Genomic DNA, 25,473 nt, shown 5'->3' with positions numbered 1-25,473 from the left:
GAGCCCGCGGAGCCTTCAGAGACCTTCCTGGTCCCGGTCGTGGTCCTCGTGGTCCGGATGCCCGTCGGAGTCCTGTTCCGGGCCCGAGGGGCGGCCCAGGATGCCGGCCTGGGCGATGAGGTAGCCGAGCTGCGCGCGGCTGCCGCTGCCGAGAGTGGTGGCGAGCTTGGCGATGTGCGCCCGGCAGGTACGGACGTTCATGCCGAGGCGGCGCGCGATGGCCTCGTCGACGTGGCCCTCGATCAGGAGCTGGGCGATGGTCCGCTGCACGCCCGAGATGCCGCCGGGGGTGCTGCGGTACGTCACTTCCTCCTGGAGGGGCACGGCGCGGTGCCACAGCTGCTCGAACACCTTGATGAGGTAGTCGACCAGGCCCGGGTGGCGCAGTTCCAGGGCGACCCGGCGGTCGTCGCTCACGGGGATGAAGGCCACCGTGCGGTCGAAGATGATCAGGCGTTCTATCAGCTCCTCCAGGGTGCGGATCTCCACCTTGCCCGTCGAGATCCGCTCCACGTAGGCGAGCGTGCCCTGGCTGTGCCGTGCGGTGTGCTGGTACAGGGTCCGTATGCTGACCCCGCGGTCGATCAGCGGCTGGTCGCGCTCCAGGGCCTGGGTGAGCGCCAGGGAGGGCCGGGCGCCGCCCGGCTGGACCGTCAGCACCTCGGTATGGCATTCGGCCGTCGCGAGGTTCAGGGCGGCGTTGATCTGTTCGAAACCTTCCAGCACCGTGATGGCGTGGGTGTTGGCCGGGCTCTGTGCACTGATGGCCAGGAAAGGCTCGAAAGTGTCGGTGAGATCTACAGCGCTGCGTCGGCGGTCCTGGATCTCGCGTTCAATCGGATGGAGCCGTTGAGCCAAAGCCACGGACGGGGGAACCGGACGGAGCTGGTTCGCGTCATCCGGGTCAGGCTGCAGAAGAGCGAATTCAAGCAGGCAGGGGGCGTTCTGGATCTCGCCCCGGGCGATCCGGCCGGTGCTCAGTGCGGTCGCGTAGAGCCGCGTCCCCTCGGCGCACATGGACGTCACAGGGTGGGGATGTGTCGCCTTTGTCTCGTTTCGCGTCAAATCTCCACCCCCCAGGGTCCTGAACATGCAAGAACATGATGCATCGTCCCTGTGGCATTGACGTGCCTGAATGAGCCATCGTCTGTCACGCGGGGGAGAGGATTCCATCAAGTGAGGACGAAGCCGACCATGTACAAGAGAATGCTTCGCTCGGTGCTTGCCATAGTTTTCTCCGCCGTTGCGGTTTTTGGGGCAGTCAGCGCCGTCGAAAGTGACGCGGGGAGCGCTAGGGACGGTCAGGGCACGAGCCTGACGAGCACGGACGACACCGGCTGGACCACGGCGCCCGCGGGTAAGTACGCGGACACCGGCTGGACCAGCGGCCTGCTGGGCGGAAACGGCGATACGGGTTGGACCGAGGCGCCTGTGACGGTGTCCGCATGACCCCCGACGATCGCGGCTTCCGCCGCGAGATGGCCTCCGCCTACCGTTCGGGCTGGCAGTTCATCGATCTCGCCACGGCCATCCCCCACCCTGGCGACTCGTTGATGGTCACCCTGTTCGGCCAACCGATCGTCGTCGTGCGCGAGGAGGACGAGGACGTACGTGCCTACCGGTGCCTGCGCCGCCCGCGGGGCGCGCCGCAGCCCGTCCGCTGCGAGGTGCGCTACGGAATGGTCTTCGTCAATCTCGATCAGCGTGACCACCAGCTCTTCGAACCCGATATCACCACCGCCACCCCCCGCAGTGCCTGAAGCGATTCCCCCGTCGTTCCAGATCGCTCAGGCGCTACCCCCACACAACGGCGCCATCGTGGACCTGACCACGATGGCGCCGTTGTGACGTTCGCGTCCAGTGCCTGAACCGGACAAGATGAAGAATCAACGGCTTACGCGCGCCCCATGGCCCGGTCCAGGGTGATCTCCATGACGACCCGGTCGGGATTGGGCGACGGCGTGCGCCCGTAGCGCTCCGCGTAGCGCGCCACCGCGTCGGCGACCGACGACTCGTCCGTGCGGATCACCGCGCGGCCCTCCAGCGTGGCCCAGCGGCGTCCTTCCATCTGGCACACCGCGACCCGCGCGCCCACCGGCGCGCCGTCCGGCCGCGCTGCCTGCGCTTCCTGGGCCTCCTGCGCCGCCAGGATGTTGCGCACCTTCCTGCTGTGCCGGTTGCTGATCACCCGGGCCAGGCCGGCCTCCGGGTCGTACGTCACCCCCACCGGCACCACGTGCGGCGTGCCGTCGGGGCGCGGGGTGGTCAGGGTGCAGACGTGCCGCTCCCGCCAGAAGGCGAGGTACTCGGGCGTCGGGTTGAGTACGTCATGAGACATGGCCCGAAGGGTACGGGGCAACGGTGTCCTCACTTGCCTTGAGTGGAATAGACTCAACTTTGCATACGCTGACCCTGTCAGTGTTGTTCTGGGAGCTACCCCTCGGGGAGAGGAGAAGTCGCAGTGGACGCCGAACTGACCAACAAGAGCCGCGACGCGCTGAACGCGGCCACCAGCAGGGCCGTCAAGGACGGTCATGCGGACCTGACCCCCGCGCACCTGCTGCTGGCCCTCCTCGCCGGCGAGGACAACGAGAACGTCATCGACCTGCTGGTCGCCACCGACGCCGACCAGGCCGCCGTGCGGGCCGGGGCCGAGCGGCTGCTCGCCGCCCTGCCCAGCGTCACCGGCTCCACCGTCGCGCCCCCGCAGCCCACCCGCGACCTGCTCGCCGTACTCGCCGAGGCGGACGCGCAGGCCGGCAAGCTCGGCGACGACTACCTCTCCACCGAACACCTCCTCATCGCCGTCGCCGCCAAGGGCGGCGCGGCCGGCGAGGTCCTTTCCACCCAGGGCGCGACGGCGAAGAAGCTGCTCGACGCCTTCGAGAACGCACGAGGAGGACGGCGGGTGACCACCCCCGATCCCGAGGGCCAGTACAAGGCCCTGGAGAAGTTCGGCACCGACTTCACGGCAGCGGCGCGTGAGGGCAAGCTCGACCCGGTCATCGGCCGTGACCAGGAGATCCGGCGCGTCGTCCAGGTGCTCTCGCGCCGGACGAAGAACAACCCCGTGCTCATCGGCGAGCCCGGCGTCGGCAAGACCGCCGTCGTCGAGGGCCTGGCCCAGCGCATCGTCAAGGGCGACGTCCCCGAGTCCCTGAAGAACAAGCGCCTCGTCTCCCTGGACCTCGGCGCGATGGTCGCCGGCGCCAAGTACCGCGGCGAGTTCGAGGAGCGGCTGAAGACCGTACTGGCCGAGATCAAGTCGAGCGACGGCCAGATCATCACCTTCATCGACGAGCTGCACACGGTCGTCGGCGCGGGCGCCGGCGGCGACTCCGCCATGGACGCGGGCAACATGCTCAAGCCCATGCTGGCCCGCGGCGAGCTGCGGATGGTCGGCGCGACCACGCTCGACGAGTACCGCGAGCGGATCGAGAAGGACCCGGCGCTGGAGCGGCGCTTCCAGCAGGTGCTGGTCGCCGAGCCGTCCGTCGAGGACACGATCGCGATCCTGCGCGGGCTCAAGGGCCGCTACGAGGCCCACCACAAGGTCGTCATCAACGACAGCGCGCTGGTGGCCGCCGCGACCCTCTCCGACCGGTACATCACCTCCCGCTTCCTCCCCGACAAGGCCATCGACCTCGTCGACGAGGCCGCGTCCCGGCTGCGCATGGAGATCGACTCCTCCCCGCTGGAGATCGACGAGCTCCAGCGTTCCGTGGACCGCCTGCGGATGGAGGAGCTGGCCCTGAAGAACGAGTCCGACCCGGCCTCGATCGAGCGCCTGGAGAAGATCCGCAAGGACCTCGCGGACCGGGAGGAGGAGCTGCGCGGGCTGACCGCCCGCTGGGAGAAGGAGAAGCAGTCCCTCAACCGGGTCGGTGAGCTCAAGGAGCGCCTGGACGACCTGCGCGGGCAGGCCGAGCGCGCCCAGCGCGACGGCGATTTCGACACCGCCTCCAAGCTGCTCTACGGGGAGATCCCGACCCTGGAGCGCGAGCTGGCGGAGGCCACCGAGGAGGAGGCCGAGGCCTCCAAGACCGGACACTCCAAGGACTCGATGGTCAAGGACGAGGTCGGCCCCGACGACATCGCCGACGTGGTGGGCGCCTGGACCGGCATCCCGGCCGGCCGGCTGCTGGAGGGCGAGACCCAGAAGCTGCTGCGCATGGAGGACGAGCTGGGCCGCCGCCTGATCGGCCAGGGCGAGGCCGTACGTGCCGTCTCCGACGCCGTGCGCCGCACCCGGGCCGGCATCGCCGACCCGGACCGCCCGACCGGCTCCTTCCTCTTCCTCGGCCCGACGGGCGTGGGCAAGACGGAGCTGGCCAAGGCGCTCGCGGACTTCCTCTTCGACGACGAGCGGGCCATGGTCCGCATCGACATGTCGGAGTACGGCGAGAAGCACAGCGTGGCCCGCCTCGTCGGTGCCCCGCCCGGCTACGTCGGCTACGAGGAGGGCGGCCAGCTCACCGAGGCCGTGCGCCGCCGCCCGTACAGCGTGGTGCTCCTGGACGAGGTGGAGAAGGCCCACCCCGAGGTCTTCGACGTCCTGCTCCAGGTCCTGGACGACGGCCGGCTCACGGACGGCCAGGGCCGGACCGTGGACTTCCGCAACGCCATCCTGATCCTGACCTCGAACCTGGGCAGCCAGTTCCTGGTCGATCCGCTGACCCCGCCGGAGCAGAAGAAGCAGCAGGTCCTGGACGTGGTGCGGGCCTCCTTCAAGCCGGAGTTCCTCAACCGCCTCGACGACCTGGTGGTCTTCTCCGCGCTGACCCAGGACGAGCTCGCGCACATCGCGCAGCTCCAGATCGGCCGCCTGGCCCGGCGCCTGGCCGACCGCAGGCTGACCCTGGACGTCACGCCCGAGGCCCTGGCCTGGCTGGCCGAGAAGGGCAACGACCCGGCGTACGGCGCCCGGCCGCTGCGCCGCCTGATCCAGACGGCGATCGGCGACCGGCTGGCGAAGGAGATCCTCTCCGGCGAGGTCCGGGACGGCGACACCGTACGGGTCGACGTGGCGGGCGAGGACCTGCTGGTCGGCAAGGCCCTCTGAGCGGGGCGGCCGTCGCCAGGACACCGGCCGGCACACCGGCCAGGACACCGGCCCAGGACACCGGCTCAATCGCCGCCGGCCGCCTCAGGAGGCGTCGAATCGGACCTTCGCGGTCGTCCCGACCTCCGGGGTGATCCGCAGTCGCAGCCCGGCCGCCCGGCCGGGCTGCGGCTCGTCGTGGGCGAGGGCGAAGCACCCCTCGCTCTCCGGGTCGTAGTTCTCCGGCCAGGGCCCGGGGCAGGCGACCTGCTCCGGGGTCTTCGGGAAGGAGGCGATCCACGCATCGACATCGGCGTGCTCCATGCGGAACGTTCCCAGGACCGTCGCGCGGCCGTCCGCCGCCCCGGTCCGGTCGCATGTCCCGTCCCTCAGGCCCGCCGGCGGGTCCATCCGGGCGAACGCCATGACCTCCGCGCAGTCGGCCGTCCCCCGGGGGCCGCCTTCGTCGCCCGGATCCCCCGCGGCCTGCCACAGCACCACGGCGCACACGGCGACACCGACCGCCACCGCCGGCCCCGTGACCAGCTTGAACGTACCGCGCAGGGCCATGCGCCCCCCTTACCTGGTTCTTACTCGGTTCTTACTCGTTCTGCCCGGAGCGGATCGTACGTGCGGGGCTGGACACAAGGTGGGCGCGATGGGGGAGGATGCAGGTATCCGCACGAAGGGAAAACACGGTGAGCATCGACCCGGCCTCGATTCCGAACTTCGGAGGGCAGCAGCCCGATCCGCAGGCCACAGGACCGGCGGGCCCCGTCGTCCCCGACCAGGATCTGGTCAAGCAGCTGCTGGAGCAGATGGAGCTCAAGTACGTCGTCGACGACGAGGGTGACCTCGCGGCGCCGTGGGAGGAGTTCCGCACGTACTTCATGTTCCGCGGCGAGGACGAGCAGCAGGTCTTCTCGGTGCGGACCTTCTACGACCGTCCGCACAAGATCGACGAGAAGCCGCAGCTTCTCGAGTCGATCGACGACTGGAACCGCCGCACCCTGTGGCCGAAGGTCTACAGCCACACCCACGACGACGGCTCGGTCCGCCTGATCGGTGAGGCGCAGATGCTGATCGGCACCGGCGTCAACCTGGAGCACTTCGTGTCCTCCACGGTCAGCTGGGTCCGCGCGTCCATCGAGTTCGACAAGTGGCTCGTCGAGCAGCTCGGCCTGGAGCAGGACATCGACTCCACCGACGGCGACGACGACGACAGCAACGGCGACGCCAACAGCTAGCCGTTACAGCGGTACACGGGCGATCAGCAGCAGATACAGCCCGTAGCCGTAACCGAGCCCGGCCACCACCGCGGTCACCATGACCGCGGTGCGCGGCCGGGCTCTCGCCATGACGGCGGCCAGTGGCAGGAGCAGCGGGAAGGCCGGCAGCAGGAAGCGCGGCTTGGACTCGAAGAAACCGGACCCGCCGAAGCCGATGACCAGCAGGACCGCGGTGTACGCGAGCAGCGGCAGCGGTGTGCGGTCCAGCATCAGCAGCACCGCCAGCAGCCCGGCCACGGCCAGCAGGACCACCGTCACGGTGGTGGCGAGCGGCACGTGCCCGCCGGTCAGCACCCGCTCGGCGGAGCGCAGCGCCCCGACGCCGAAATCGAAGCGGGAGCCCCAGCCGCGCTGCACGGCGAAGTAGCCGCCGAAGGGGTCGCTCACCCTCACCCCGACGGCGAGGACGTACGCCGTCCAGCCCGCCGGAGCCACCAGCCCGGCCAGCCACACTTCGGGTGCCCGGGATCTTCGTACGACGATCGCGTACAGGGCCATGGCCGAGACGGCGGCCGCGACGGCCAGCCCGGTGGGCCGGGTCAGCCCGGCCGGTACGGCGAGTCCGGCGGCCCACAGCCAGCGGTCGCGCAGCAGGGCGTACAGCGCCCAGGCGGCGAAGGCGGCCAGCAGGGCCTCGGTATAGGCGAGGGTGAGCACCACCGCGTGCGGCAGCGCCGCCCACAGCCCCACGAGCAGCAGCCCGGCGCGCGGGCCGATCACCCGTTCCCCGACCCGGTAGATCCCGAGTGCGGCCACGGCGGCGGAGACCCACGCGACGAGGAGCGCGGCGGGGACCAGCCCGCCGGGCAGTATCCCGGAGACGAGCCGTATCAGGGTGGGGTAGAGCGGGAAGAAGGCGTAGTCGCTCTGGACGGGCCCGGTCCCGGTGAGGGCCTCGGGCCACATCAGGGTCCGCCCGTAGCCGTGGGCGGCGATCCGGAGGTACCAGTCGGAGTCCCAGGACCTGCCGAGCACCTTCAGCGGATCCCGCCCGGCCCACCAGGCCCCGAGGCCGAGCACCAGCACCCCGGCCCCGCGCACGGCGGTGAACACCCCGAGCGCGAGCACGGTGGCCGGCGCGGCCGACCGCACGGCCCGGACCGCGCGCATCTCCAGCGGCGACGCGGACACGGCCGCTCTGCCCGTTGCCATGAATCCCGACTCTCCAGCTCGCGGTGGGTCCGCTCACCCGGCGGTGAGGGCTTCGGGCACTTGCACGACGCACAGCTTCACACCGGCCCTACAACCCCGCAAGGACGCGGGGTGGCCGGTGCGGGAACGGTCCATCCCGAAGTGATCGCCGGGGACGTCCCTCAGAGCCGGCGCAGCCGCTCGGCGGCCTCGCGCAGGACGGCCTCGCGCAGGACGTCATCGCGCTTGCAGGAGCGCGAGGCGTGAACATCGGAATGCAGCACACACCCGTGGCACTCAGAGCATGATCTGAGTACAGTCTGAGTATGAGCCTTGCTTACCTGGGAGCCGAGCCCGAGTCGGTGTCGTTCACCGACCTGTCAAGAAACCCCAAGGCTGTAGCCGCCCGGGCTGCAGCCCTTGGTGCTCTGCGCGTCACCCATCGGGACGCGCCCGACATGGTGCTGACGACTGCCGTGCACGCTGAGCGCACCGAGGAGAACCTCACGACGGCGTCCCGGCTCTTCCTCGCGCTCATGAAGCACGACGACGGAGCCCGCTCGCTCCTGCTGGCCTTGCCGGAAGTCTTTCCGTGGGTGCGACACCTGGACGGCGAGGAGATGCGCGCTTTCATGGTGGAACTTCTGGAAGCGCTTTCCGATGCGGCAGAACTGGGTGCCAGGGAGGCTGTGCACCGGGCGCTCGTCTCCTGGAGGGCGACGGCTCGGATCAACGCCGATCCCGACCAGCTCAAGGAAGCGCTGCGCCCGCTCGACGGGGAGGACCTGGGCCCGGTCGAGGTGGGCGGGTGAGCCCGAAGAAGGGCGATCGTGTCAGCGTTCCGCCGCTGAGCGGGTGGAACGTCGTCTTCGGGACAACCGATGCGGTGACGGGGTGGGAGGAGCTGTGCCGCGTGGCGCTGCCCAGTGCCCACCGCTGTCTTGAGGCGCTGCGCACCGATCCGTTGTCGCGTGACAACTGGAACCGTCAGCATCAGCTCCGTGGAAGACTCGCCACGAAGGAGTGGAAGGGATCGCTTCTGGACCAATGGGAGTTCGAGGTCACAAGCGGCGGCCGCGTGCGCTACCTGGTCAGCCCTGAGACATCGACCGTCGTTCTGGTCTATGCGTCTACTCGGCACCCGAAGGACACTGAATAGCTCGTCTCTCCCGTGCGGCACGGGGCTGGCTGATAGGGCCTGGCCCCATGCCCGCACGTCCAGCTGGCTCGCTCTCAGCGGGCCAGCCGGCCGAGGCGCTCAACCGCCTCCTGCAATACAACCGTCCGCTTGCAGAAGGCCCAGCGGACCTGGCTCCTGCCCGCGGCCTTGTCGTCGTAGAAGACCTGGTTCGGGATGGCGACCACGCCGCATCGTTCCGGGAGGGCGCGGCAGAAGGCGAGGCCGTCCTTCTCACCGAGAGGGGTGATGTCGGTGGTGATGAAGTACGTGCCCTGCGGGCGGAAGACCTCGAAGCCGGCCGCCGCGAGGCCGTCGGCGAGGATGTCGCGCTTGGTGGCCAGGTCGGCGCGGAAGGTGGCGTAGTAGCTGTCGGGCAGGGCGAGGGCCTCCGCGATCGCGTACTGGAAGGGGCCCGAGGAGACGTAGGTGAGGAACTGCTTCGCCGAGCGGACCGCCGTGATCAGTTCCGGGGGCGCGGTGACCCAGCCGACCTTCCAGCCGGTGAACGAGAAGGTCTTCCCGGCCGAGGAGATGGTGACCGTGCGCTCGCGCATGCCGGGGAGGCTCGCCAGGGGGGTGTGGGCGCCCTCGAAGACCAGGTGCTCGTACACCTCGTCCGTGACGACCAGCAGGTCGCGCTCGACCGCCAGCTCGGCGATCGCCGAGAGCTCGGCCGGGGTCAGGACGGTGCCCGTCGGGTTGTGCGGGGTGTTCACGAGCAGCAGGCGGGTGCGCGGGGTGACGGCGGCGCGCAGTTCGTCCAGGTCGAGGGCGAAGGCTCCGGCGTGCGGGCGCAGGGTGACGGGGACGCGTACCGCGCCGGCCATGGCGATGCAGGCCGCGTACGAGTCGTAGTACGGCTCCAGGGCGATGACCTCGTCGCCCGGCTCCAGGAGGGCGAGGAGGGCGGCGGCGATGGCCTCCGTGGCGCCCGCCGTGACGAGGACCTCGGTGTCGGGGTCGAGGCCGAGCCCGTAGAAGCGCTGCTGGTGCGCGGCGATCGCGGTGCGCAGCTCCGGGACGCCCGGGCCCGGCGGGTACTGGTTGCCGAGTCCCGTGAGGACCGCGCGGGAAGCCGCCTCGGCGATCTGCGCCGGGCCGTCGGTGTCGGGGAAACCCTGGCCGAGGTTGATCGAACCGGTGCGTGTGGCCAGCGCCGACATCTCCGCGAAGATCGTCGTGCCGAAGGCCGCCAGGCGGCGGTTCAGGAAGGGGCGGTCGCTGCTCACGGGGGTGGTCATGGTCGTCATCCTGAGGGCAACCTCTGGACTTCCTCAAGTGTGCTTTGGGCCGCGCGGACCGGGGGCATCCCCCTTTCACGCGGGACGCGGGGATCCCGCTCCCCCGGGAAGACCGGGGCGTGAGAGAAGGGCGGACCGCATGTTCGTCTTCATCGTTGGTGCAGTCCTGATCGTCGCGTTCGTCGTGGCGGTCGCAGCCCGTTCGGCCAAGAGCGGGCGGACCGGCGGCCGCCGCAGGAGCAGCGGCAGCTCGTGGGTGGACGGGGGCGGAGGCTCGTCCTGCGGCTCTTCCTCGTCCTGTGGCTCGTCGTCCTCGTGCGGCGGCGGGGGGTGCGGTTCCAGCTGACACGGGGCAGCCCGGCACCGCAGGGAGGAGGGCGTTCGACGGTCCCGTTTCCGTCGGGCGTCCTCGTCGTTCGCCCCTGCGTGACGACTCGTTCGCCGATGCATGACGACGCGCGGGACGCAACCTGTTGAACACGTGAACTGCGAAGCCCCCGGGGGGATGTAAACCCCAGCAAGTTGGGTAAAAACGCTGTGAGTGCCGTGCCTTTCATGATTCCCTCGGTTGAGTAGACCAGTCCTCGGACCTCCCTGGACTTCCTGTGGACCCGTGCCGGTTTCCCCCCACCCGTGCTTGCTACCGCTGGCGGGCCCCGGCCCATCTCCCTCGCGCGTTTGCGGAGCCGACTCATGCTCACGACCCTCCAGACCTCATACACCGACACGCGTGCCGCCGATCTCGCCTGGGCCCTGGGTCGGGACCGGCTGCCCGCCCTGGCCGTACTGAACCTCGAACTTTCGGGGGCGAAGGTGGAGTTGCGCCTGCTCGGCGCGTCCCACCAGGTGCTTCTGGAGGAGGGGGAGGTGCTCTGCTCGGAGACCGTCGCCTGTATGCCCGGCAGCAGTACGCCGCTGCCGCTCGGCGTGGCCAAGCGGGTGGGCGACTGGGAGTACGAGTTCGCCGCGCGGGTCGAGACCCTCTCCCGCGGCTCCTTCGCCGGACGGGCCCAGGAGTTGCTCGCACTGGTGGCCGATCACCCGAACGGGCTAGCGGGGACCTTCCCCGGAAGTCCGCACGCCTTCACCGCCATGCTCGCGCAGCGCTACGAGGGACAGGTGCGCTGGCGGACCTGGCACGCGTACCCGCAGGAGGGCCAGCTGGTGGCCACCCGGACGCGGGTGGGCGTACGGATCGGGGCACCCGCGGAGGCGGCCCTGGAATCCCCCGCGCTGCTGTAGCGGGCGCCGGGGCGCGATTATCCCGCCATGGTTACGCCAACTGGCCGGATCAGTAAGCCACTTGCACCCATGTGGGTGACCGGATGCAGCGGGGCGGTGACGTACGGTTCGCTTCATGATCGACCGTTCCGTCCCGCGCCGGGTGCTCCCGGCTCCGGAGCCTCGGGGCGCCGCGACCGTCCCGGCCGCCCTGCCCGTACGGCCCCGGACCGGCCGACTCCTGGTCCTGGCCACCGTATTCATCTGCGCCGCCTGCGGGCTCGTGTACGAGCTGGAGCTGCTCGCCCTCGGCACCTACCTCATCGGCGACTCCGTCACCCAGGCGTCGGTCGTGCTGTCCGTCATGGTCTTCGCCATGGGCGTCGGCTCCCTGCTCGCCAAGCGTTTCCGCCACCGGCCCGCCTTCGGTTTCGGCGCCATCGAGGCCGGGCTGGCCCTCCTCGGCGGGCTGTCGGCCATAGCGCTGTACGCGAGCTTCGCCTGGCTGGGGGAGTCCCGCCCCGCGCTCGTCGCCTTCTCCTTCGCCATCGGGGTGCTCATCGGCGCGGAGATCCCGCTGCTGATGGTCCTCATCCAGCGCATCCGCAGACAGGACGCGGGCGGGGCCGTGGCCGACCTGTTCGCCGCCGACTACGTGGGCGCCCTCGTCGGCGGCCTCGCCTTCCCCTTCCTGCTGCTTCCCGTGCTCGGCCAGCTCACCGGCGCCATGGTCACCGGCACCGTCAACGTGATCGTCGGCGGCGGGCTGGTCCTGTGGCTGTTCCGCCGGGACCTGAGCAGGCGCTGCCGCTGGCTGCTGATCGGCGCGAACGTGACCGTCCTGGCCGTGCTCGCCTCCGCGACCGTCCTCGCCGACGACTTCGAGCGGACCGCCCGGCGCGCCGTCTACGGCGCGGAGGTGCGGGTCGCCGTCCAGACCGGGGTGCAGGAGCTGGTGCTCACCGGGCCGCGGACCGGTTCCCCGCGCTCCCTCGACCTCTACCTGGACGGGCGGCTGCGGGTCAGCGGCTACGACGAGTACCGCTACCACGAGGCCCTGGTCCACCCCGCGATGACCGGCCCGCACACCCGCGTCCTGGTCCTCGGCGGCGGCGACGGGCTGGCCGCGCGCGAGGTGCTCCGCTACCGGGACGTCTCCTCCGTCACCGTCGTCGAACTCGACCCCGGAGTGGTCCGCCTGGCCCGCACGGATCCGATGCTGTCCGCGCTCAACGCCCGGGTGTACGAGGACCCGCGCCTCGCCGTCGTCACGCAGGACGCCTTCCGCTGGCTGCGGGGGCCGGCCGCCGGCGACCGCTTCGACGTCATCGTCTCCGATCTCCCCGACCCGGGCATCACCCCCAGCACGAAGCTGTACTCGCAGGAGTTCTACGGGCTGGCCGCGCGGGCCCTGAGCCCCGGCGGCCGCATCGCCGTGCACGCCGGACCGCTGGCCACGCGCCCGCGTGCGTACTGGACCGTCGACTCCACCCTCCGCGCGGCCGGCCTGCGCACCGCCCCCTACAGCGCGGGCGGCCGCCTCACGGGCTTCGCCGCCGGACCCGACCGCACCCCCCACGGCGTGACCGACGCACCGCCGCAGGACTGGGGCTTCGTCCTGGCCACCAGGGACGCGGACCCGTCCCTGCGGGTGGACCGCGACACGCCCGCGCTGCGCTCGCTGTCGACCCGTTCCCTGCAGGACGCCGCACGTGACGCGGAACGCACCCGGGTGCCCGGACTGCCGCCGTCGACGCTGCCGCACCCGCGGTATTCGTGACCCGGTGCGGGTCTCGTCGGTAGGCTCGACCACATGGAGCATCAGGTGTTCGTCCCGGTACCGGCAGACGATCTCCGCGCCGTGCTGCGCGACCCCGCCCGGGTGGCCCGGTGCGTGCCGGGACTCCAGCAGGATGCCGACACCGATGCCGGGCCGGTCTCGGGCCGGCTCAAGGTCCGGGTCGGCGGGAGCACCGTGACCTACCGGGGCGCCCTGGCCGTCACCGAGCGCGGCCCCGCGCACTTCACCTTCGAGGGTGAGGGCACGGAGGTCCGGGGCAGCGGGACCGTGAAGTTCGCCCTCGACCTGCGGCTGACCCCCGTCCCGGACGGGACCCGGCTCGACTTCACCGCCGAGGTCACCGCCGACGGGCGCGCCGCCGCCTTCCCGCCGGAGGCCGCGGCCACCGCCGTACGGCGGCTGCTGGACCGGGCAGCCGGACAGCTGACCCTCGGCTCCGCGCCCGACGCCGTGAGCGACCCGGTGGCCGAAGCGGAGGAAGCCGAGGAAGCCGAACAAGCAGCGGGCGGCGAAGGCGGAGAGGACGCAGAGGACGGAGCGGGTCCCGCTTCCGGTGAGGACGACGTCACCGAGGTCACCGCCTCCCTCTTCGAGACCGACGTACCGCCGCCGTCCCTGGACCCCTTCCTCGCCGGTCGGTTCGAGGGCCCCGACGGAGCCCCCCGGCCCCCGGCCGAGGCCGCCCACGCCCGCCGCACCATGATCGGCCGCAGCGCGGAGGAGGTGGACCACGCGCCGCCGCGCGGGCGGTACGCCCCGGTCCCCGCGCCCGCCTCCGCCGGCGCCGGCGACAGCCTGCGCTGGATCGCCCCGGCCGCCGCCTTCGCGCTCGCCTCGGCGGTCGTCATCGGCCGAGCCCTGCGGCGCCGTCGCTGATCAGCGGGCCCGGGCCGCATTAGGGTCGACCGCATGAGTACGCAACTGAGCGCCGGCGGCGCCGAGGTGACGGTCGACCAGGAGAACGGCTGCCGGATCAGCAGCCTGCGCATCGACGGAACGGAACTGCTGCGCCAGGGGCCGAGGTTCGGGGCCTTCCCGATGGTCCCCTGGTGCGGCCGGACGGCGAACGGGCAGTTCCGCGACGGCGCGACCGTCCATCAGATGCCGCTCAACCACCCGCCGCACGCACTCCACGGCTTCGGCCGCGACGCGCCCTGGCGCCCGGCCGGAGCCACCGCCACCGAGGCGGCCTTCGCCTACGACCTCACCGACCCGTGGCCGTACCCCGGCCGGGTGACCCAGGTCGTCACGCTCGCCGAGGACTCGCTGACCCTCACCATGGGCGTCGAGACGTACGGGGACTCCTTCCCGGCCCAGGTCGGCTGGCACCCGTGGTTCCTGCGCAACCTCGGCACCGGCGGGCCGGACGCGGAGGTCTCCTTCGAGCCCGCGTGGCAGGAGGAGCGCGGCGCCGACCACATCCCCACCGGCAACCGCATCGACCCGAAGCCCCGCCCCTGGGACGACTGCTTCGGCATGCCGCACGGCGTCGACGTCACCCTCACCTGGCCCGGCGCCCTCGAACTGCGGGTCACCAGCAGGGCCGAATGGGTGGTCATCTACGACGAGGAGCCCGAGGCCGTCTGCGTGGAGCCCCAGTCGGGTCCGCCGAACGGTCTCAACACCCTCCCGCGCCTGGTCACCCCGGTGGATCCGCTGGAGGTCTCCACCACCTGGACGTGGCGCCGGCTCGGCTAGGCCCTCATCTCGCCCCCCTCTAAGCTCAGAGGCATGAGTGACGTACGCGATGCGCTTCTGCAGCAGATCAAGGACAAGGCCGTCGTGCACGGCAAGGTGATCCTCTCCTCCGGTCGTGAGGCCGACTACTACATCGACCTCCGCCGGGTCACCCTCGACGGCGAGGCGGCCCCGATGGTCGGCCAGGTCATGCTCGACCTCACGGCCGACCTCGACTTCGACTGCGTCGGCGGTCTGACCCTGGGCGCCGACCCGGTCGCGACCTCGATGCTGCACGCTTCCGCGGCGCGCGGTGAGCGCCTGGACGCCTTCGTCGTCCGCAAGGCGCAGAAGGCCCACGGCATGCAGCGCCGTATCGAGGGCACCGACGTGAAGGGCAAGCGCTGCCTGGTGGTCGAGGACACCTCGACCACCGGCGGGTCCCCGCTGACCGCCGTCGAGGCGGTCCGCGAGGCCGGCGGCGAGGTCGTCGCCGTCGCCACGATCGTCGACCGCGGTGCGGCCGACGCGATCGCCGCGGCCGGCCTGCCCTACCTCACCGGGTACCTCCTCCAGGACCTCGGCCTCTCCTAGGAAAAGCCCCGGGTCAGCTCCGGTCCCGGCTCCGTCCGGCCACCGCGAGAACTGTCGACGAAGGGCCCCTGCCGCCCCTCGGACCGGCCTGACCTGCTCTTTCCCGGGCGCCCGGGGTGTTTCACGTGAAACATCCCGGGCCGTTCGCCCACCACGTGAGACGGGCAGTCTGGACCCCTGCGCTGAGTCTGGAAAGATAGGCGCGACGATGACGTCGCCCCCAGGTCAGGGCCCGCAATAAGCACACTCCCCGCACATCCAAGGAGCCGGCAGATGCCCATCGCAACCCCCGAGGTCTACAACGAGATGCTCGACCGGGCGAAGGCAGGCAAGTTCGCCTACCCGGCCATCAATGTGACCTCCTCCCAGACCCTGCACGCTGCCCTGCGCGGCTTCGCGGAGGCCGAGAGCGACGGCATCATCCAGATCTCCACCGGTGGTGCGGAGTTCCTGGGTGGCCAGCACAACAAGGACATGGTCACCGGCGCGGTCGCCCTGGCCGAGTTCGCGCACATCGTGGCCGCCAAGTACGACATCACGGTCGCCCTGCACACCGACCACTGCCCGAAGGACAAGCTGGACGGCTACGTACGTCCGCTGCTCGACATCTCCGCCGAGCGTGTGGCCCGCGGTCTGAACCCGCTCTTCCAGTCGCACATGTGGGACGGCTCCGCCGAGACCCTGGCCGACAACCTGGCCATCGGCCAGGAGCTGCTCGCCAAGGCCGTCGCCGCCAAGATCATCCTTGAGGTCGAGATCACCCCGACCGGCGGCGAGGAGGACGGCGTCAGCCACGAGATCAACGACGAGCTGTACACGACCGTCGACGACGCGATCCGTACCGCCGAGGCCCTCGGCCTGGGCGAGAAGGGCCGCTACCTGCTGGCCGCCTCCTTCGGCAACGTCCACGGCGTCTACAAGCCGGGCAACGTCGTCCTGCGCCCCGAGCTCCTCAAGGACCTCCAGGCCGGTGTCGCCGAGAAGTACGGCAAGGCTTCGCCGTTCGACTTCGTCTTCCACGGCGGCTCGGGCTCCACGGCCGAGGAGATCGCCACCGCGCTGGAGAACGGCGTCGTGAAGATGAACCTCGACACCGACACCCAGTACGCCTTCACCCGCCCGGTCGTGGACCACATGTTCAGCAACTACGCCGGTGTGCTGAAGGTCGACGGCGAGGTCGGTACGAAGTCCAAGTACGACCCCCGCACCTGGGGCAAGGCCGCCGAGGCGGGCATGGCCGCGCGCGTCGCCGAGGCCTGCGCGAACCTGCGTTCCACCGGCACCAAGCTGAAGTAGTCGCCCACAGCGAGCCGCACCGTAGGGCCCGGCCCCCGTCCCACGACGGAGGCCGGGCCCTTCGGCGTTCCCCCTGGCAGGGGTGACGGCGGCGGTGGACGGTGACCGCACGATGGTGTGAACTGCCCCCGGCAGTACGTGCTGGGGGCATGTACGGACCGATCGGTCGGGGCGGGGAGAGGGCTGGTGCACATGAGGGCCGAACGAACGCAGGCGAAGCAGGACCGCGCCGTGCGAACCCGCCGGGCGATCCTGGAAGCCGCCGCCGTCGTGTTCGAGGACCGGGGCTACGGCGCGGCCAAACTGACCGACATCGTCCGGCTCGCCAACGTCACCAAAGGCGCGCTCTACTTCCACTTCGACTCGAAGGAAGACCTGGCGCAGGCCGTGATCGACGCCCAGGTCAGCATGCACGCGCCGGTCACCCCGCAGGAGTTCAAGGCGCAGGAGTTCGTCGACGTCGGCATGGTCTTCTCGCACCGCTTGCGCCACGACGTGCTGATGCGCGGCAGCGCCCGGCTCACCCTGGAGCACAGCGGCCGGGTACTGGACCGGGCGGCGCCGTACCAGGGGTGGATCGATCTGCACACCGCCCTGCTGGTGCAGGCGAAGGAGCGCGGCGAACTGCTGCCGCACGTGGACCCGTCGGGGCCTTCACGGCTGGTGGTCGGGGCCTTCGCCGGGCTCAACGTGATGTCGCAGACCCTCGGGCTCGATCTGGACCGGGAGATCTCGGCGCTCTACACGAGCCTGCTGCCGAGCATCGTGGTTCCGGCCGTGGCGGCCCGGCTCGACACCGCGCCGGGCCGCGGCGCGAGGGTGCTGCACGCTCCGAACGAGGTCCCCCGGTGCGGCTGCTCCGCAACGCAGCCGGCCCTGACATCGTGTCCGCCCGCCACCCGTGAGCCGGTCGGGGCGACCGCCCCCGCGAACTGACCCGGCCCTCCCCACGTCACGTGCCCGCACCCGCGACGCCCCCGTACCCGGCAATGCCCCTGACGCGGCAGGGGTGTGGGGCCGCGGACCCGTGCATACGGCGGGGCGGCGACAGCGAGGGGACAGTGGGTTCCACGGACCACCGCACCCGGCAGACTGGGGGCATGTCCATTCACCAGAACCTGCTCGGGGGCCCCGCCCCCACCCACCTGCCCGACGAGCCGGGCCGCGAAGCCATCGCCGCCGGCACCCCCGCCGTCGAGGTGGCGGCCGCGCACCCCACGTCCTCCCTCGCCTGGGCGATCCTCGCCGACGAGGCCTTCGCCGCCGGCAGCACGGTCGAGTCGTACGCCTACGCCCGTACGGGCTACCACCGCGGTCTCGACGCGCTGCGCCGCGCCGGATGGAAGGGCCACGGCCCGGTCCCGTGGGAGCACGAGCCGAACCGCGGCTTCCTGCGCGCCCTGCACGCCCTGGCCCGCGCGGCCGAGGCGATCGGCGAGAAGGAGGAGTACGAGCGCTGCTCGACCTTCCTGCGCGACTCGTCCCCGACGGCGGCGGACACGCTGAGCGCCTGAGTCCGTACGGCGGGGAGTGACACGCACCGAAATTGTGTGGTCTGTGTCACTCTCCGCTGGAGCGCCGGCGCGCCGGTGTCCTATGCTGCGGGCAGGGGACCGGGGCTCCACTCACCTCACGGAAGGGGCGGACCGCTACCCGGAAGCACGTGTCGAGGAGACAGCGATGTCGAAAACCCTTGATGCCTCCGGAGTCGGCGGGTCGGAAACCCCGAACCTCGACTTCGACGGCACGACCCCGTACGAGGACTACGTCCAGGCGGACGTTCTCACCCACCTCCAGCACCTGCGCTCGGACGACCCGGGCGAGATGGTCTTCCTGGTGACGACCCAGGTCATGGAGCTGTGGTTCACGGTCATCGTCCATGAGTGGGAAACCGCCGCGAAGGCCCTGCGCGAGGACCGCATCCCGGTCGCGATGGATGCGCTGAAACGTTCCCTCCGCGAACTGGAGGCCCTCAACGCCTCCTGGCGCCCGCTCGCCCAGCTCACCCCGGGACAGTTCAACGCCTACCGCGCCGCCCTCGGCGAAGGTTCCGGTTTCCAGTCGGCGATGTACCGCCGGATGGAGTTCCTGCTCGGCGAGAAGTCCTCGTCCATGCTGGTCCCGCACCGGGGCGCCCCGCGCGTCCACGCGGAGCTGGAGAAGGCCCTGCACGAGCCCAGCCTCTACGACGAGGTGCTGCGCCTGCTCGCCCGCCGCGGCCTGCCGGTCCCGGACGCCGTCCTGAACCGCGACCTGTCGCTGCGCTACGAGCCCTCGGCCGAGGTCGAAGCCGTCTGGACGGGCCTGTACGCCGCCCCGGACGACAACGGGACCGTGGACCTGCACCGCCTCGGCGAGGTCCTCACGGATGTCGCCGAGCTCGTCTGGCGCTGGCGCAACGACCACCTGGTCGCCACCCGCCGCGCGATGGGCGCGAAGACGGGCACGGGCGGCTCGGCCGGCGTGACCTGGCTGGAGAAGCGCGCGACGAAGAACGTCTTCCCGGAGCTCTGGACGGCCCGCAGCTATGTCTGACACCTCCCACGACATAGCGGCGGACCCGGCGGCGGACCTCCGCAGCCGTGCGGCCGAGCTGGACGCCGCCGACGAGCTCGCGAAGCTCCGCGAGCGCTTCACCCTCCCCGACGGGGTCGTCTACCTGGACGGCAACTCCCTCGGGGCCCTGCCGGCCGGGGTCGCGGACACCACCGCCGACGTCGTCGCCCGGCAGTGGGGCGAGCTCCTCATCCGGTCCTGGGACGAGAGCGGCTGGTGGACCGCGCCCGAGCGGATCGGCGACAAGATCGCCCCGCTCATCGGCGCGGCCCCCGGCCAGGTGGTCGTCGGTGACTCCACCAGCGTCAACCTCTTCAAGGCCCTGGTCGGCGCCGCCCGTCTCGCGGCGCCCGGCCGGACGAAGCTGCTGGTCGACGCCGCCACCTTCCCCACCGACGGCTACATCGCGGAGTCGGCGGCCCGGATGACGGGCCTGACCGTCGTCCCGGTGGACCCCTCGCACGCGGCCGAGGCCATGGACGCGGACACCGCCGTGGTCCTCCTCAACCACGTCGACTACCGCAGCGGACGGCTCCACGACCTCCCCGCGCTCACCACGGCGGCCCGCGCCGCCGGGGCGATCACGGTCTGGGACCTGTGCCACTCCGCCGGGGCCCTCCCCGTCGGCCTCGACGCGCACGCCGTCGACCTCGCGGTGGGCTGCACGTACAAGTACCTCAACGGCGGCCCCGGCGCGCCCGCGTACCTGTACATCGCCGCCCGCCACCAGGCCGGCTTCGACTCCCCGCTCCCGGGCTGGAACGGTCACGCGGATCCGTTCGCGATGACCCCGGCCTTCGAGGCGGCCACGGGCGCGACCCGTGGGCGCGTCGGCACGCCGGACATCCTGTCCATGCTGGCCCTGGAGTCGGCGCTCGACGCCTGGGACGGGGTGTCCGTCGAAGCCGTACGGGCCAAGTCCCTCGCCCTGACCGACTTCTTCCTCGAATGCGTGGCGGCGTACGTCCCGCAGGACCGGGTCGAGTCGGTCACCCCGGCCGAGCACGGCCGCCGCGGGAGCCAGATCTCGCTGCGGACCGAGAACGCCCGTGAGGTCATGGGGGAGCTCATCTCCCGCGGCGTCATCGGCGACTTCCGCGCACCCGACGTCCTGCGCTTCGGCTTCACCCCGCTCTACGTCGGTTTCGCCGACGCCGAGCGTGCCGCGCGGACACTGGGTCACATTTTCGGGTGACTCGGTAGCGAAACGTCACATCACCGGGCGGGCGGGGCTACGGCTCCGTCCGCCCGGTCATATTCCGGGCCCCGCACGGAAGCGCCTGTTCCGGACTGATACGGTCCCGCTCTGCCGGACCACCGGAACATCAGTCCCCGCTGTCCCACGCGTTACCGAGAGGTTGAGCCGATGACGGACCCCGCCGCAGTGGAACGGGACGCCGCGGAGGCCGCCTCGGCCTTCGCCCACCCGGCCGTGGCGCCGGACGTGACCGCCGCCTACGGGGAACACCCCGACCACGTCGTCGACTTCTACGCCCCGCGCGGCGAGACCCAGGGGCCGGCCCCGCTCGTGGTGCTGCTGCACGGGGGCGCGTGGCGGGCCCCGTACGACCGGCAGCACATCACGCCGTTCGCGGACTTCCTGGCCCGCAGGGGTTTCGCCGTCGCCAACGTCGAGTACCGGCGCGGCAGTTCGCTGCCGCACCAGAACGCCGAGGGGCCGGTCGCCGGACGCTGGCCGGAGACCTTCGACGATGTCGCCGCCGCGATGGACGCCCTGCCGGGGCTGGCGGCCGAAGCGCTCCCGCAGGCCGATGTCCGCCGCACGGTCGTCACCGGGCACTCGGCGGGCGGCCACCTTGCACTGTGGGCCGCGGCCCGGCACGTGCTCCCGGCCGGCTCCCCGTGGCTGCTGCCCTCCCCGCCGATGCTGCGGGGCGTGGTGGCGCTGGCCCCGATCGCGGACTTCACGGTGGCGGAGGAACTGGGCGTGTGCGGCGGCGCGAGCGCGCAGCTGCTGGGCGGGGCGGACCACTGGGACGAGCGGCTGCCGTATGCCGATCCGGCTTCGCTGCTGCCGACGGGGATCGCCACGGCGGTGGTCCAGGGCCGGGACGACATCGTGGTCCCGCAGCAGGTGGCCGAGGCGTATGTGGCGGCGGCCGCGAAGGCGGGGGAGATGGTCGGGCTGACGCTGCTGGACGCCGTCGGTCACTTCCCGCTGATCGACCCGGCGGCGGACGCGTGCGCGGTGGTCGCCGAGGAGATCTCGCAGCTGGCCTGGTAGCGCCCGCCGGCCCGCCCCCCGGGGCCGGGCCGGTGCTCGGCGGCCGGAGCGGTGTCCCTACTGATCCGGCTTGCCCGGGGCCAGGTGTTCCACCAGTTCCGCCAGGTCCTCGCAGACCTGCTCGATCTTCAGGCGGACGTTGTTCTGCTCGGTGACCAGAGCCGCCAGCAGCAGCCCGGTCAGGGCCGCCGCGCCGTTGAGCGCCTGGAGGTTGATCATGACCTCCAGGAGGGTGTGGTCGGCGAACGGCCCGACGTGCCGGGTCGCCGCCGAGATCGCCAGGACCGAGACCAGCAGGGTGACCGGAGCGCTCCCGGCGAGCTGGAAGCGTACGGCCGCCCAGATGATCACGGGGAAGACGAGGAAGAGGAGCGAGAGGCTGCTCCGGGTGCCCACCAGGGTGACGACGACCGCGGTGACCGCCAGGACCGCCGCCTCGGCCGAGCGGTAGCCGTCCAGGGGCCGCCGGGCCCCCACGACCCTGCGCAGGACGAGGAGCAGGGGGGTCAGCACGAGCACACCCATCGCGTCCCCGGCCCACCAGGCCGACCAGACGGGCCAGAACTGCGACAGCGGCAGGTCACCGGTGAGCACCAGCGTCCAGGTCCCGATCGTGGCGCTGATCAGCATGGGCCACAGACCGCCCAGGAAGACCAGCGCCAGGGCGTCCCGCAGCCGGTCCATCTCGGTACGGAAACCCGCCCGGCGGAGCATCAGGTACGCGCACACGGGGGCGAGGACGTTCCCCGCGACGATGATCAGGCCGGGCGGGTCGAAGTCGGTGATCTGCTCGATGGTGAGGTACGTACCGATCGCGATCCCCGGCCACGCCCGCAGGCCCAGCCAGAGCAGGGAGGTCACCGCGACGCCCGTCGGCAGCCACAGGGGGGTGACCTCGGCGTCGTTGACGACCACCCGCTGGTGCAGGCCGATCAGTCCGCCCAGGTAGTAGGCGACGGCGACGGCGAGGATCGGCAGCAGAGCTGCGGGCAGACGTCGCCATCCCTCGGTGCGCACCACAGCATCAGACAACAGCCCGGCGTCCCCGCGGGCCGTGACACGCGCTAGGGGGTGTCTTGCGGATCGGGCCGGGCGTCATGGGTGAGCACCAGCACGGCGGCGTCGTCGGCGTGGCCCGTGGAGTCGGCCACCTTCATCACCTCGGCGGCCAGCTCGCCCGGATCGGTGCCCGCAGCCTCCCGCACCACCTTGGCCACCCGCTCCAGTCCCACCTCGATCGGGAATTTCGGACCCTCGACCACACCGTCGGTGAGCAGCACGATCGACCCCGCCTTCGTGAGCCTGCGGCGGGTCACCGCGTACCCCGCCCCGGGCATCAGGTTCAACGGCAGGCCGCCGTCCTCCTCGGCTATGCCGTACTCGCCGTCGACGGTGGCCCAGACTGACGGAACATGGCCGGCCCGGGCGGTCTCCAGCTCCCGTGTCTCCGGATCGAAGCGGAGCAGACTGCAGGTCGCGAAGAGGTCGCGGTCCATGGAGAGCAGCACCTCGTTGGCCCGGCTCAGCACCTCGCCGGGGTCGACGACGACGGCCGCCACGGCACGCAGGCAGATCCGTACCTGCCCCATGAAGGCCGCCGCCTCCACGTCGTGGCCCTGGACGTCACCGATGCAGAAGGCGAGGGCTCCCTCGGGCAGCCGGAAGCCGTCGTACCAGTCGCCGCCGATGTCCAGGCCGTGCCGGGCGGGCGCGTACCGGGCGGCGGTCCGCAGGCCCGGCAGCGCCGGCAGCGAGGCGGGCAGCATCTCGCTCTGCAGCGCCTCGGCCAGGTCCACCCGGGCCTGCTGCAGCTCCACCCCGCGGCGGGCCTGGTCGGCGAGCCGTCCGAGCGTGCTGAGCAGGTCGGCGCTGGCCGCCCGCGGGGCACGGCGAGGAGTCACGGAACGCTCCGAGGTGCATCCATTCGTCCCTGCTTCCGCTGCGCGAAAAGCCCGTGGACATCATATTTCCGGCCACCCGGAACCCGCCCCCCGAGACCGGTCCCGCCCCGCGGGGGCGCGCGGGGGACTGTGGGGCCAGGGGGGCCTGCGGCGGCCTTACGGGGCCTTGCAGGCGGCCTTATGGGGCCCTGCGGCGGCCCGCCGGGCCCTCAGCCCCACTGCTCGTCGGCCAGCGAGGTGACCGGCTGCGGCTTGCCGATGACGGCCAGGGCGATGAAGAAGCTGATCTGCCCGATCGCGATGGTGAGGGTGGCCAGGGCCTTCTCGTCGTAGTGCGCGGCGACCTCGGCGTACAGCTCGTCGGTGACCCGCTCCCGGCCGTGCGGGGCGGGCTGGAGGGTGGCCTCCACCAGGGCTAGGGCGGCCCGCTCGGCGGCCGTGTAGCAGGGGGCGTCCTGCCACGAGGCGACGGCCGTGATGCGCTCCTCGGACTCCCCGGCCTTGCGGAGGAAGCCGGTGTTCAGGACGGTCAGGTAGGTGTTGCCGACGATCTGCCCGGCGCGCAGGTGGACCAGGCTCATCGTGGTCCGCGGCACCGAACGGTTGCCCGTGGCCCGGAAGAGGGCGGCGCTGACGTCGTTCAGCTCGGGGACGAATGCGGCCGGGTTCGGCATCCGCGAGATGGAGGTGACGGAGGTGTTGGAGGTGTTCGTCATGGCTGCTGCTCTCCTTCGGCCGGTGTCTGCACAGCACTGACGGAGGGGAGCGCACGGATGTGACAGGGCCCGGGAATTTTCTTTCCCGGAAAACGCCGGAGGGGCGGCGGGCGCGGGTGCGCCTGCCGCCCCTCCGGGGGGACCGGGGTCCGAAGGGTGTCCTAGAGGAACGAGTTGATCTCGATCGTCTCGGTACGGCCGGGGCCGACGCCGATCGCGGAGATCGGGGCGCCCGACATCTCCTCCAGGGCCTTGACGTACGCCTGGGCGTTTGCCGGGAGGTCCTCGAAGGTCTTGGCCTTGGTGATGTCCTCGGACCAGCCGGGGAGGTATTCGTAGATCGGCTTCGCGTGGTGGAAGTCCGTCTGCGAGTACGGCAGCTCCTCGACGCGCTTGCCGTCGATCTCGTACGCGACGCAGACCGGGATCTGCTCCCAGCCGGTCAGTACGTCCAGCTTGGTGAGGAAGAAGTCGGTGAGGCCGTTCACGCGGGTGGCGTAACGTGCGATCGGCGCGTCGAACCAGCCGCAGCGGCGGTCACGTCCGGTGGTCACGCCGCGCTCGCCGCCGATGCGGCGCAGGTCTTCGCCGTCCTGGTCGAACAGCTCGGTCGGGAACGGGCCCGCGCCGACTCGGGTCGTGTAGGCCTTGAGGATGCCGATGACGCGGCTGATCTTCGTCGGGCCCACGCCGGTGCCGGTGCAGGCGCCGCCGGCGGTCGGGTTGGACGAGGTGACGAAGGGATAGGTGCCGTGGTCGACGTCGAGCAGCGTGCCCTGGCCGCCCTCGAACAGCACGACCTTGTCCTCGTCCAGCGCGTTGTTGAGGATCAGGGTGGTGTCGGCGACGTACGGCTTGATCTGCTCCGCGTACTGGAGCATCTCCTCGACGATCTGGGCGGCGTCGATCGCGCGGCGGTTGTAGAGCTTCGCGAGGAGCTGGTTCTTGCCCTCCAGCGCCGCTTCGACCTTCTGGATGAGGATCGACTCGTCGTAGAGGTCCTGGACGCGGATACCGATGCGGTTGATCTTGTCCGCGTACGTCGGACCGATGCCGCGACCGGTGGTACCGATCTTGCGCTTGCCGAGGAAACGCTCGCCGACCTTGTCGAGGGTGACGTTGTACGGCGTGATCAGGTGCGCGTTGCCGCTGATGAGCAGCTTGGAGGTGTCGATGCCGCGCTCGTTCAGGCCGCGCAGCTCGGAGAGCAGGACGGCCGGGTCGACCACGACACCGTTACCGATGACCGGGGTGCATCCGGGGGAGAGGATGCCGGAAGGGAGAAGGTGCAGCGCGTACTTCTGGTCGCCTACGACGACCGTGTGGCCGGCATTGTTGCCGCCCTGGTAGCGCACCACATAGTCAACGGATCCACCGAGCAGGTCGGTGGCCTTTCCCTTGCCCTCGTCACCCCACTGAGCTCCGAGCAGCACAAGAGCGGGCACAGGCGTACACCTCTTCCGGATGGGGCATGTCCAAGGTCAGGGGGCGTACGACGATGTACACCGCAGGCTGAGCCGTCGGACCGGTACCCCGGAATAGACGAAGGCCCTGGCGCAATAGCGCAAGGGCCTCTTGCACAAA

At 71.2% G+C, this 25,473-nt stretch carries 25 protein-coding genes; 16 read left to right on the top strand and 9 right to left on the bottom strand.

Annotated features, from left to right (window positions below):
* Positions 1–15: 15 nt before the first annotated feature.
* On the bottom strand, positions 16–1,092 hold the full coding sequence (locus KO717_RS17235) for a helix-turn-helix transcriptional regulator (protein WP_301368615.1): 1,077 nt from the start codon (positions 1,090–1,092) through the stop codon (positions 16–18).
* A 353-nt stretch (positions 1,093–1,445) separates the two neighbouring features.
* On the opposite strand from KO717_RS17235, the gene KO717_RS17230 reads away from it, so the two are divergent.
* A complete protein-coding gene (locus KO717_RS17230) occupies positions 1,446–1,760 on the top strand; it encodes a hypothetical protein (protein ID WP_030383724.1) in 315 nt (104 codons plus the stop codon).
* Between the two features lie 134 nt (positions 1,761–1,894).
* Here the strand turns inward: KO717_RS17230 and KO717_RS17225 are convergent, their stop codons facing one another.
* A complete protein-coding gene (locus tag KO717_RS17225; RefSeq protein WP_301368613.1) occupies positions 1,895–2,338 on the bottom strand; it encodes a pyridoxamine 5'-phosphate oxidase family protein in 444 nt (147 codons plus the stop codon).
* A gap of 123 nt (positions 2,339–2,461) precedes the next feature.
* Here KO717_RS17225 and clpB point away from each other — a divergent pair, with 123 nt between their 5' ends.
* A complete protein-coding gene (gene clpB / locus KO717_RS17220; RefSeq protein WP_301368611.1) occupies positions 2,462–5,062 on the top strand; it encodes an ATP-dependent chaperone ClpB in 2,601 nt (866 codons plus the stop codon).
* Between the two features lie 84 nt (positions 5,063–5,146).
* Here the strand turns inward: clpB and KO717_RS17215 are convergent, their stop codons facing one another.
* Positions 5,147–5,611, bottom strand: a complete 465-nt coding sequence (locus KO717_RS17215; RefSeq protein ID WP_301368609.1) for a hypothetical protein — start codon at positions 5,609–5,611, stop codon at positions 5,147–5,149.
* Positions 5,612–5,739: 128 nt separating this feature from the next.
* Between KO717_RS17215 and KO717_RS17210 the strand changes: the two genes are divergently transcribed.
* Positions 5,740–6,288, top strand: coding sequence for a YbjN domain-containing protein (locus tag KO717_RS17210; protein ID WP_301368607.1), 549 nt, complete (start codon positions 5,740–5,742; stop codon positions 6,286–6,288).
* A 3-nt stretch (positions 6,289–6,291) separates the two neighbouring features.
* Here KO717_RS17210 and KO717_RS17205 read toward each other — a convergent pair whose 3' ends face one another.
* Complete coding sequence (locus tag KO717_RS17205) at positions 6,292–7,482, bottom strand: glycosyltransferase family 39 protein (protein ID WP_301368605.1); 1,191 nt, start codon at positions 7,480–7,482, stop codon at positions 6,292–6,294.
* Positions 7,483–7,787: 305 nt separating this feature from the next.
* Between KO717_RS17205 and KO717_RS17200 the strand changes: the two genes are divergently transcribed.
* Complete coding sequence (locus tag KO717_RS17200; RefSeq protein WP_301368604.1) at positions 7,788–8,273, top strand: prevent-host-death family protein; 486 nt, start codon at positions 7,788–7,790, stop codon at positions 8,271–8,273.
* Positions 8,270–8,620: a hypothetical protein gene (locus KO717_RS17195; protein ID WP_301368602.1), complete on the top strand. Its 351-nt coding sequence runs from the start codon at positions 8,270–8,272 to the stop codon at positions 8,618–8,620. Before KO717_RS17200 ends, KO717_RS17195 begins: the two co-directional genes overlap by 4 nt.
* Positions 8,621–8,694: 74 nt before the next feature.
* Here KO717_RS17195 and KO717_RS17190 read toward each other — a convergent pair whose 3' ends face one another.
* Positions 8,695–9,882 carry a pyridoxal phosphate-dependent aminotransferase gene (locus KO717_RS17190; RefSeq protein WP_301368600.1) on the bottom strand — a complete coding sequence of 396 codons (1,188 nt, stop codon included), beginning with the start codon at positions 9,880–9,882 and terminating at the stop codon, positions 8,695–8,697.
* Between the two features lie 693 nt (positions 9,883–10,575).
* On the opposite strand from KO717_RS17190, the gene KO717_RS17185 reads away from it, so the two are divergent.
* From KO717_RS17185 to KO717_RS17135, 11 genes are all read left to right on the top strand, one after another.
* Positions 10,576–11,124, top strand: a complete 549-nt coding sequence (locus KO717_RS17185; protein ID WP_301368599.1) for a DUF2617 family protein — start codon at positions 10,576–10,578, stop codon at positions 11,122–11,124.
* 115 nt (positions 11,125–11,239) lie between these two features.
* Positions 11,240–12,883: a polyamine aminopropyltransferase gene (locus KO717_RS17180; RefSeq protein WP_301368597.1), complete on the top strand. Its 1,644-nt coding sequence runs from the start codon at positions 11,240–11,242 to the stop codon at positions 12,881–12,883.
* Between the two features lie 33 nt (positions 12,884–12,916).
* Positions 12,917–13,780, top strand: coding sequence for an SRPBCC family protein (locus tag KO717_RS17175; protein ID WP_301368595.1), 864 nt, complete (start codon positions 12,917–12,919; stop codon positions 13,778–13,780).
* A gap of 33 nt (positions 13,781–13,813) precedes the next feature.
* Positions 13,814–14,602, top strand: coding sequence for an aldose 1-epimerase (locus tag KO717_RS17170; RefSeq protein ID WP_301368593.1), 789 nt, complete (start codon positions 13,814–13,816; stop codon positions 14,600–14,602).
* A 33-nt stretch (positions 14,603–14,635) separates the two neighbouring features.
* Positions 14,636–15,175 (top strand): orotate phosphoribosyltransferase, encoded by a 540-nt coding sequence (gene pyrE, locus KO717_RS17165; RefSeq protein ID WP_301368592.1) that lies wholly within the window; start codon positions 14,636–14,638, stop codon positions 15,173–15,175.
* Positions 15,176–15,448: 273 nt separating this feature from the next.
* The gene (gene fbaA, locus KO717_RS17160) at positions 15,449–16,471 is read left to right on the top strand and encodes a class II fructose-bisphosphate aldolase (RefSeq protein WP_030012792.1); all 1,023 of its coding nucleotides are present in this window, start codon (positions 15,449–15,451) and stop codon (positions 16,469–16,471) included.
* Between the two features lie 192 nt (positions 16,472–16,663).
* Complete coding sequence (locus KO717_RS17155) at positions 16,664–17,407, top strand: ScbR family autoregulator-binding transcription factor (protein WP_301368591.1); 744 nt, start codon at positions 16,664–16,666, stop codon at positions 17,405–17,407.
* A 164-nt stretch (positions 17,408–17,571) separates the two neighbouring features.
* Positions 17,572–17,985, top strand: a complete 414-nt coding sequence (locus KO717_RS17150) for a DUF3151 domain-containing protein (protein WP_030012083.1) — start codon at positions 17,572–17,574, stop codon at positions 17,983–17,985.
* 166 nt (positions 17,986–18,151) lie between these two features.
* The gene (locus KO717_RS17145) at positions 18,152–19,006 is read left to right on the top strand and encodes a tryptophan 2,3-dioxygenase family protein (protein WP_301368589.1); all 855 of its coding nucleotides are present in this window, start codon (positions 18,152–18,154) and stop codon (positions 19,004–19,006) included.
* The gene (kynU, locus tag KO717_RS17140; RefSeq protein WP_301368587.1) at positions 18,999–20,222 is read left to right on the top strand and encodes a kynureninase; all 1,224 of its coding nucleotides are present in this window, start codon (positions 18,999–19,001) and stop codon (positions 20,220–20,222) included. Before KO717_RS17145 ends, kynU begins: the two co-directional genes overlap by 8 nt.
* Before the next feature lie 171 nt (positions 20,223–20,393).
* Positions 20,394–21,272 carry an alpha/beta hydrolase gene (locus KO717_RS17135; protein ID WP_301368585.1) on the top strand — a complete coding sequence of 293 codons (879 nt, stop codon included), beginning with the start codon at positions 20,394–20,396 and terminating at the stop codon, positions 21,270–21,272.
* 57 nt (positions 21,273–21,329) lie between these two features.
* Here KO717_RS17135 and KO717_RS17130 read toward each other — a convergent pair whose 3' ends face one another.
* The 4 genes from KO717_RS17130 to KO717_RS17115 form a co-directional block, all read right to left on the bottom strand.
* Complete coding sequence (locus KO717_RS17130; protein ID WP_301374573.1) at positions 21,330–22,292, bottom strand: MASE1 domain-containing protein; 963 nt, start codon at positions 22,290–22,292, stop codon at positions 21,330–21,332.
* A gap of 44 nt (positions 22,293–22,336) precedes the next feature.
* Positions 22,337–23,173 (bottom strand): PP2C family protein-serine/threonine phosphatase, encoded by an 837-nt coding sequence (locus KO717_RS17125; RefSeq protein ID WP_301368583.1) that lies wholly within the window; start codon positions 23,171–23,173, stop codon positions 22,337–22,339.
* A 209-nt stretch (positions 23,174–23,382) separates the two neighbouring features.
* Entirely contained in the window at positions 23,383–23,889 is a 507-nt protein-coding gene (locus KO717_RS17120) for a carboxymuconolactone decarboxylase family protein (RefSeq protein ID WP_301368581.1), read from the bottom strand.
* Between the two features lie 161 nt (positions 23,890–24,050).
* Positions 24,051–25,334: an adenylosuccinate synthase gene (locus tag KO717_RS17115; RefSeq protein WP_189971896.1), complete on the bottom strand. Its 1,284-nt coding sequence runs from the start codon at positions 25,332–25,334 to the stop codon at positions 24,051–24,053.
* Positions 25,335–25,473: the final 139 nt, after the last annotated feature.

This window comes from Streptomyces xanthophaeus, from assembly GCF_030440515.1.
GTDB classification, from domain to species: Bacteria; Actinomycetota; Actinomycetes; order Streptomycetales; family Streptomycetaceae; genus Streptomyces; species Streptomyces kutzneri.
The sequence above is the reverse complement of the archived record's forward strand: the minus strand, read 5'-3'. Positions and strand labels throughout refer to the sequence as shown.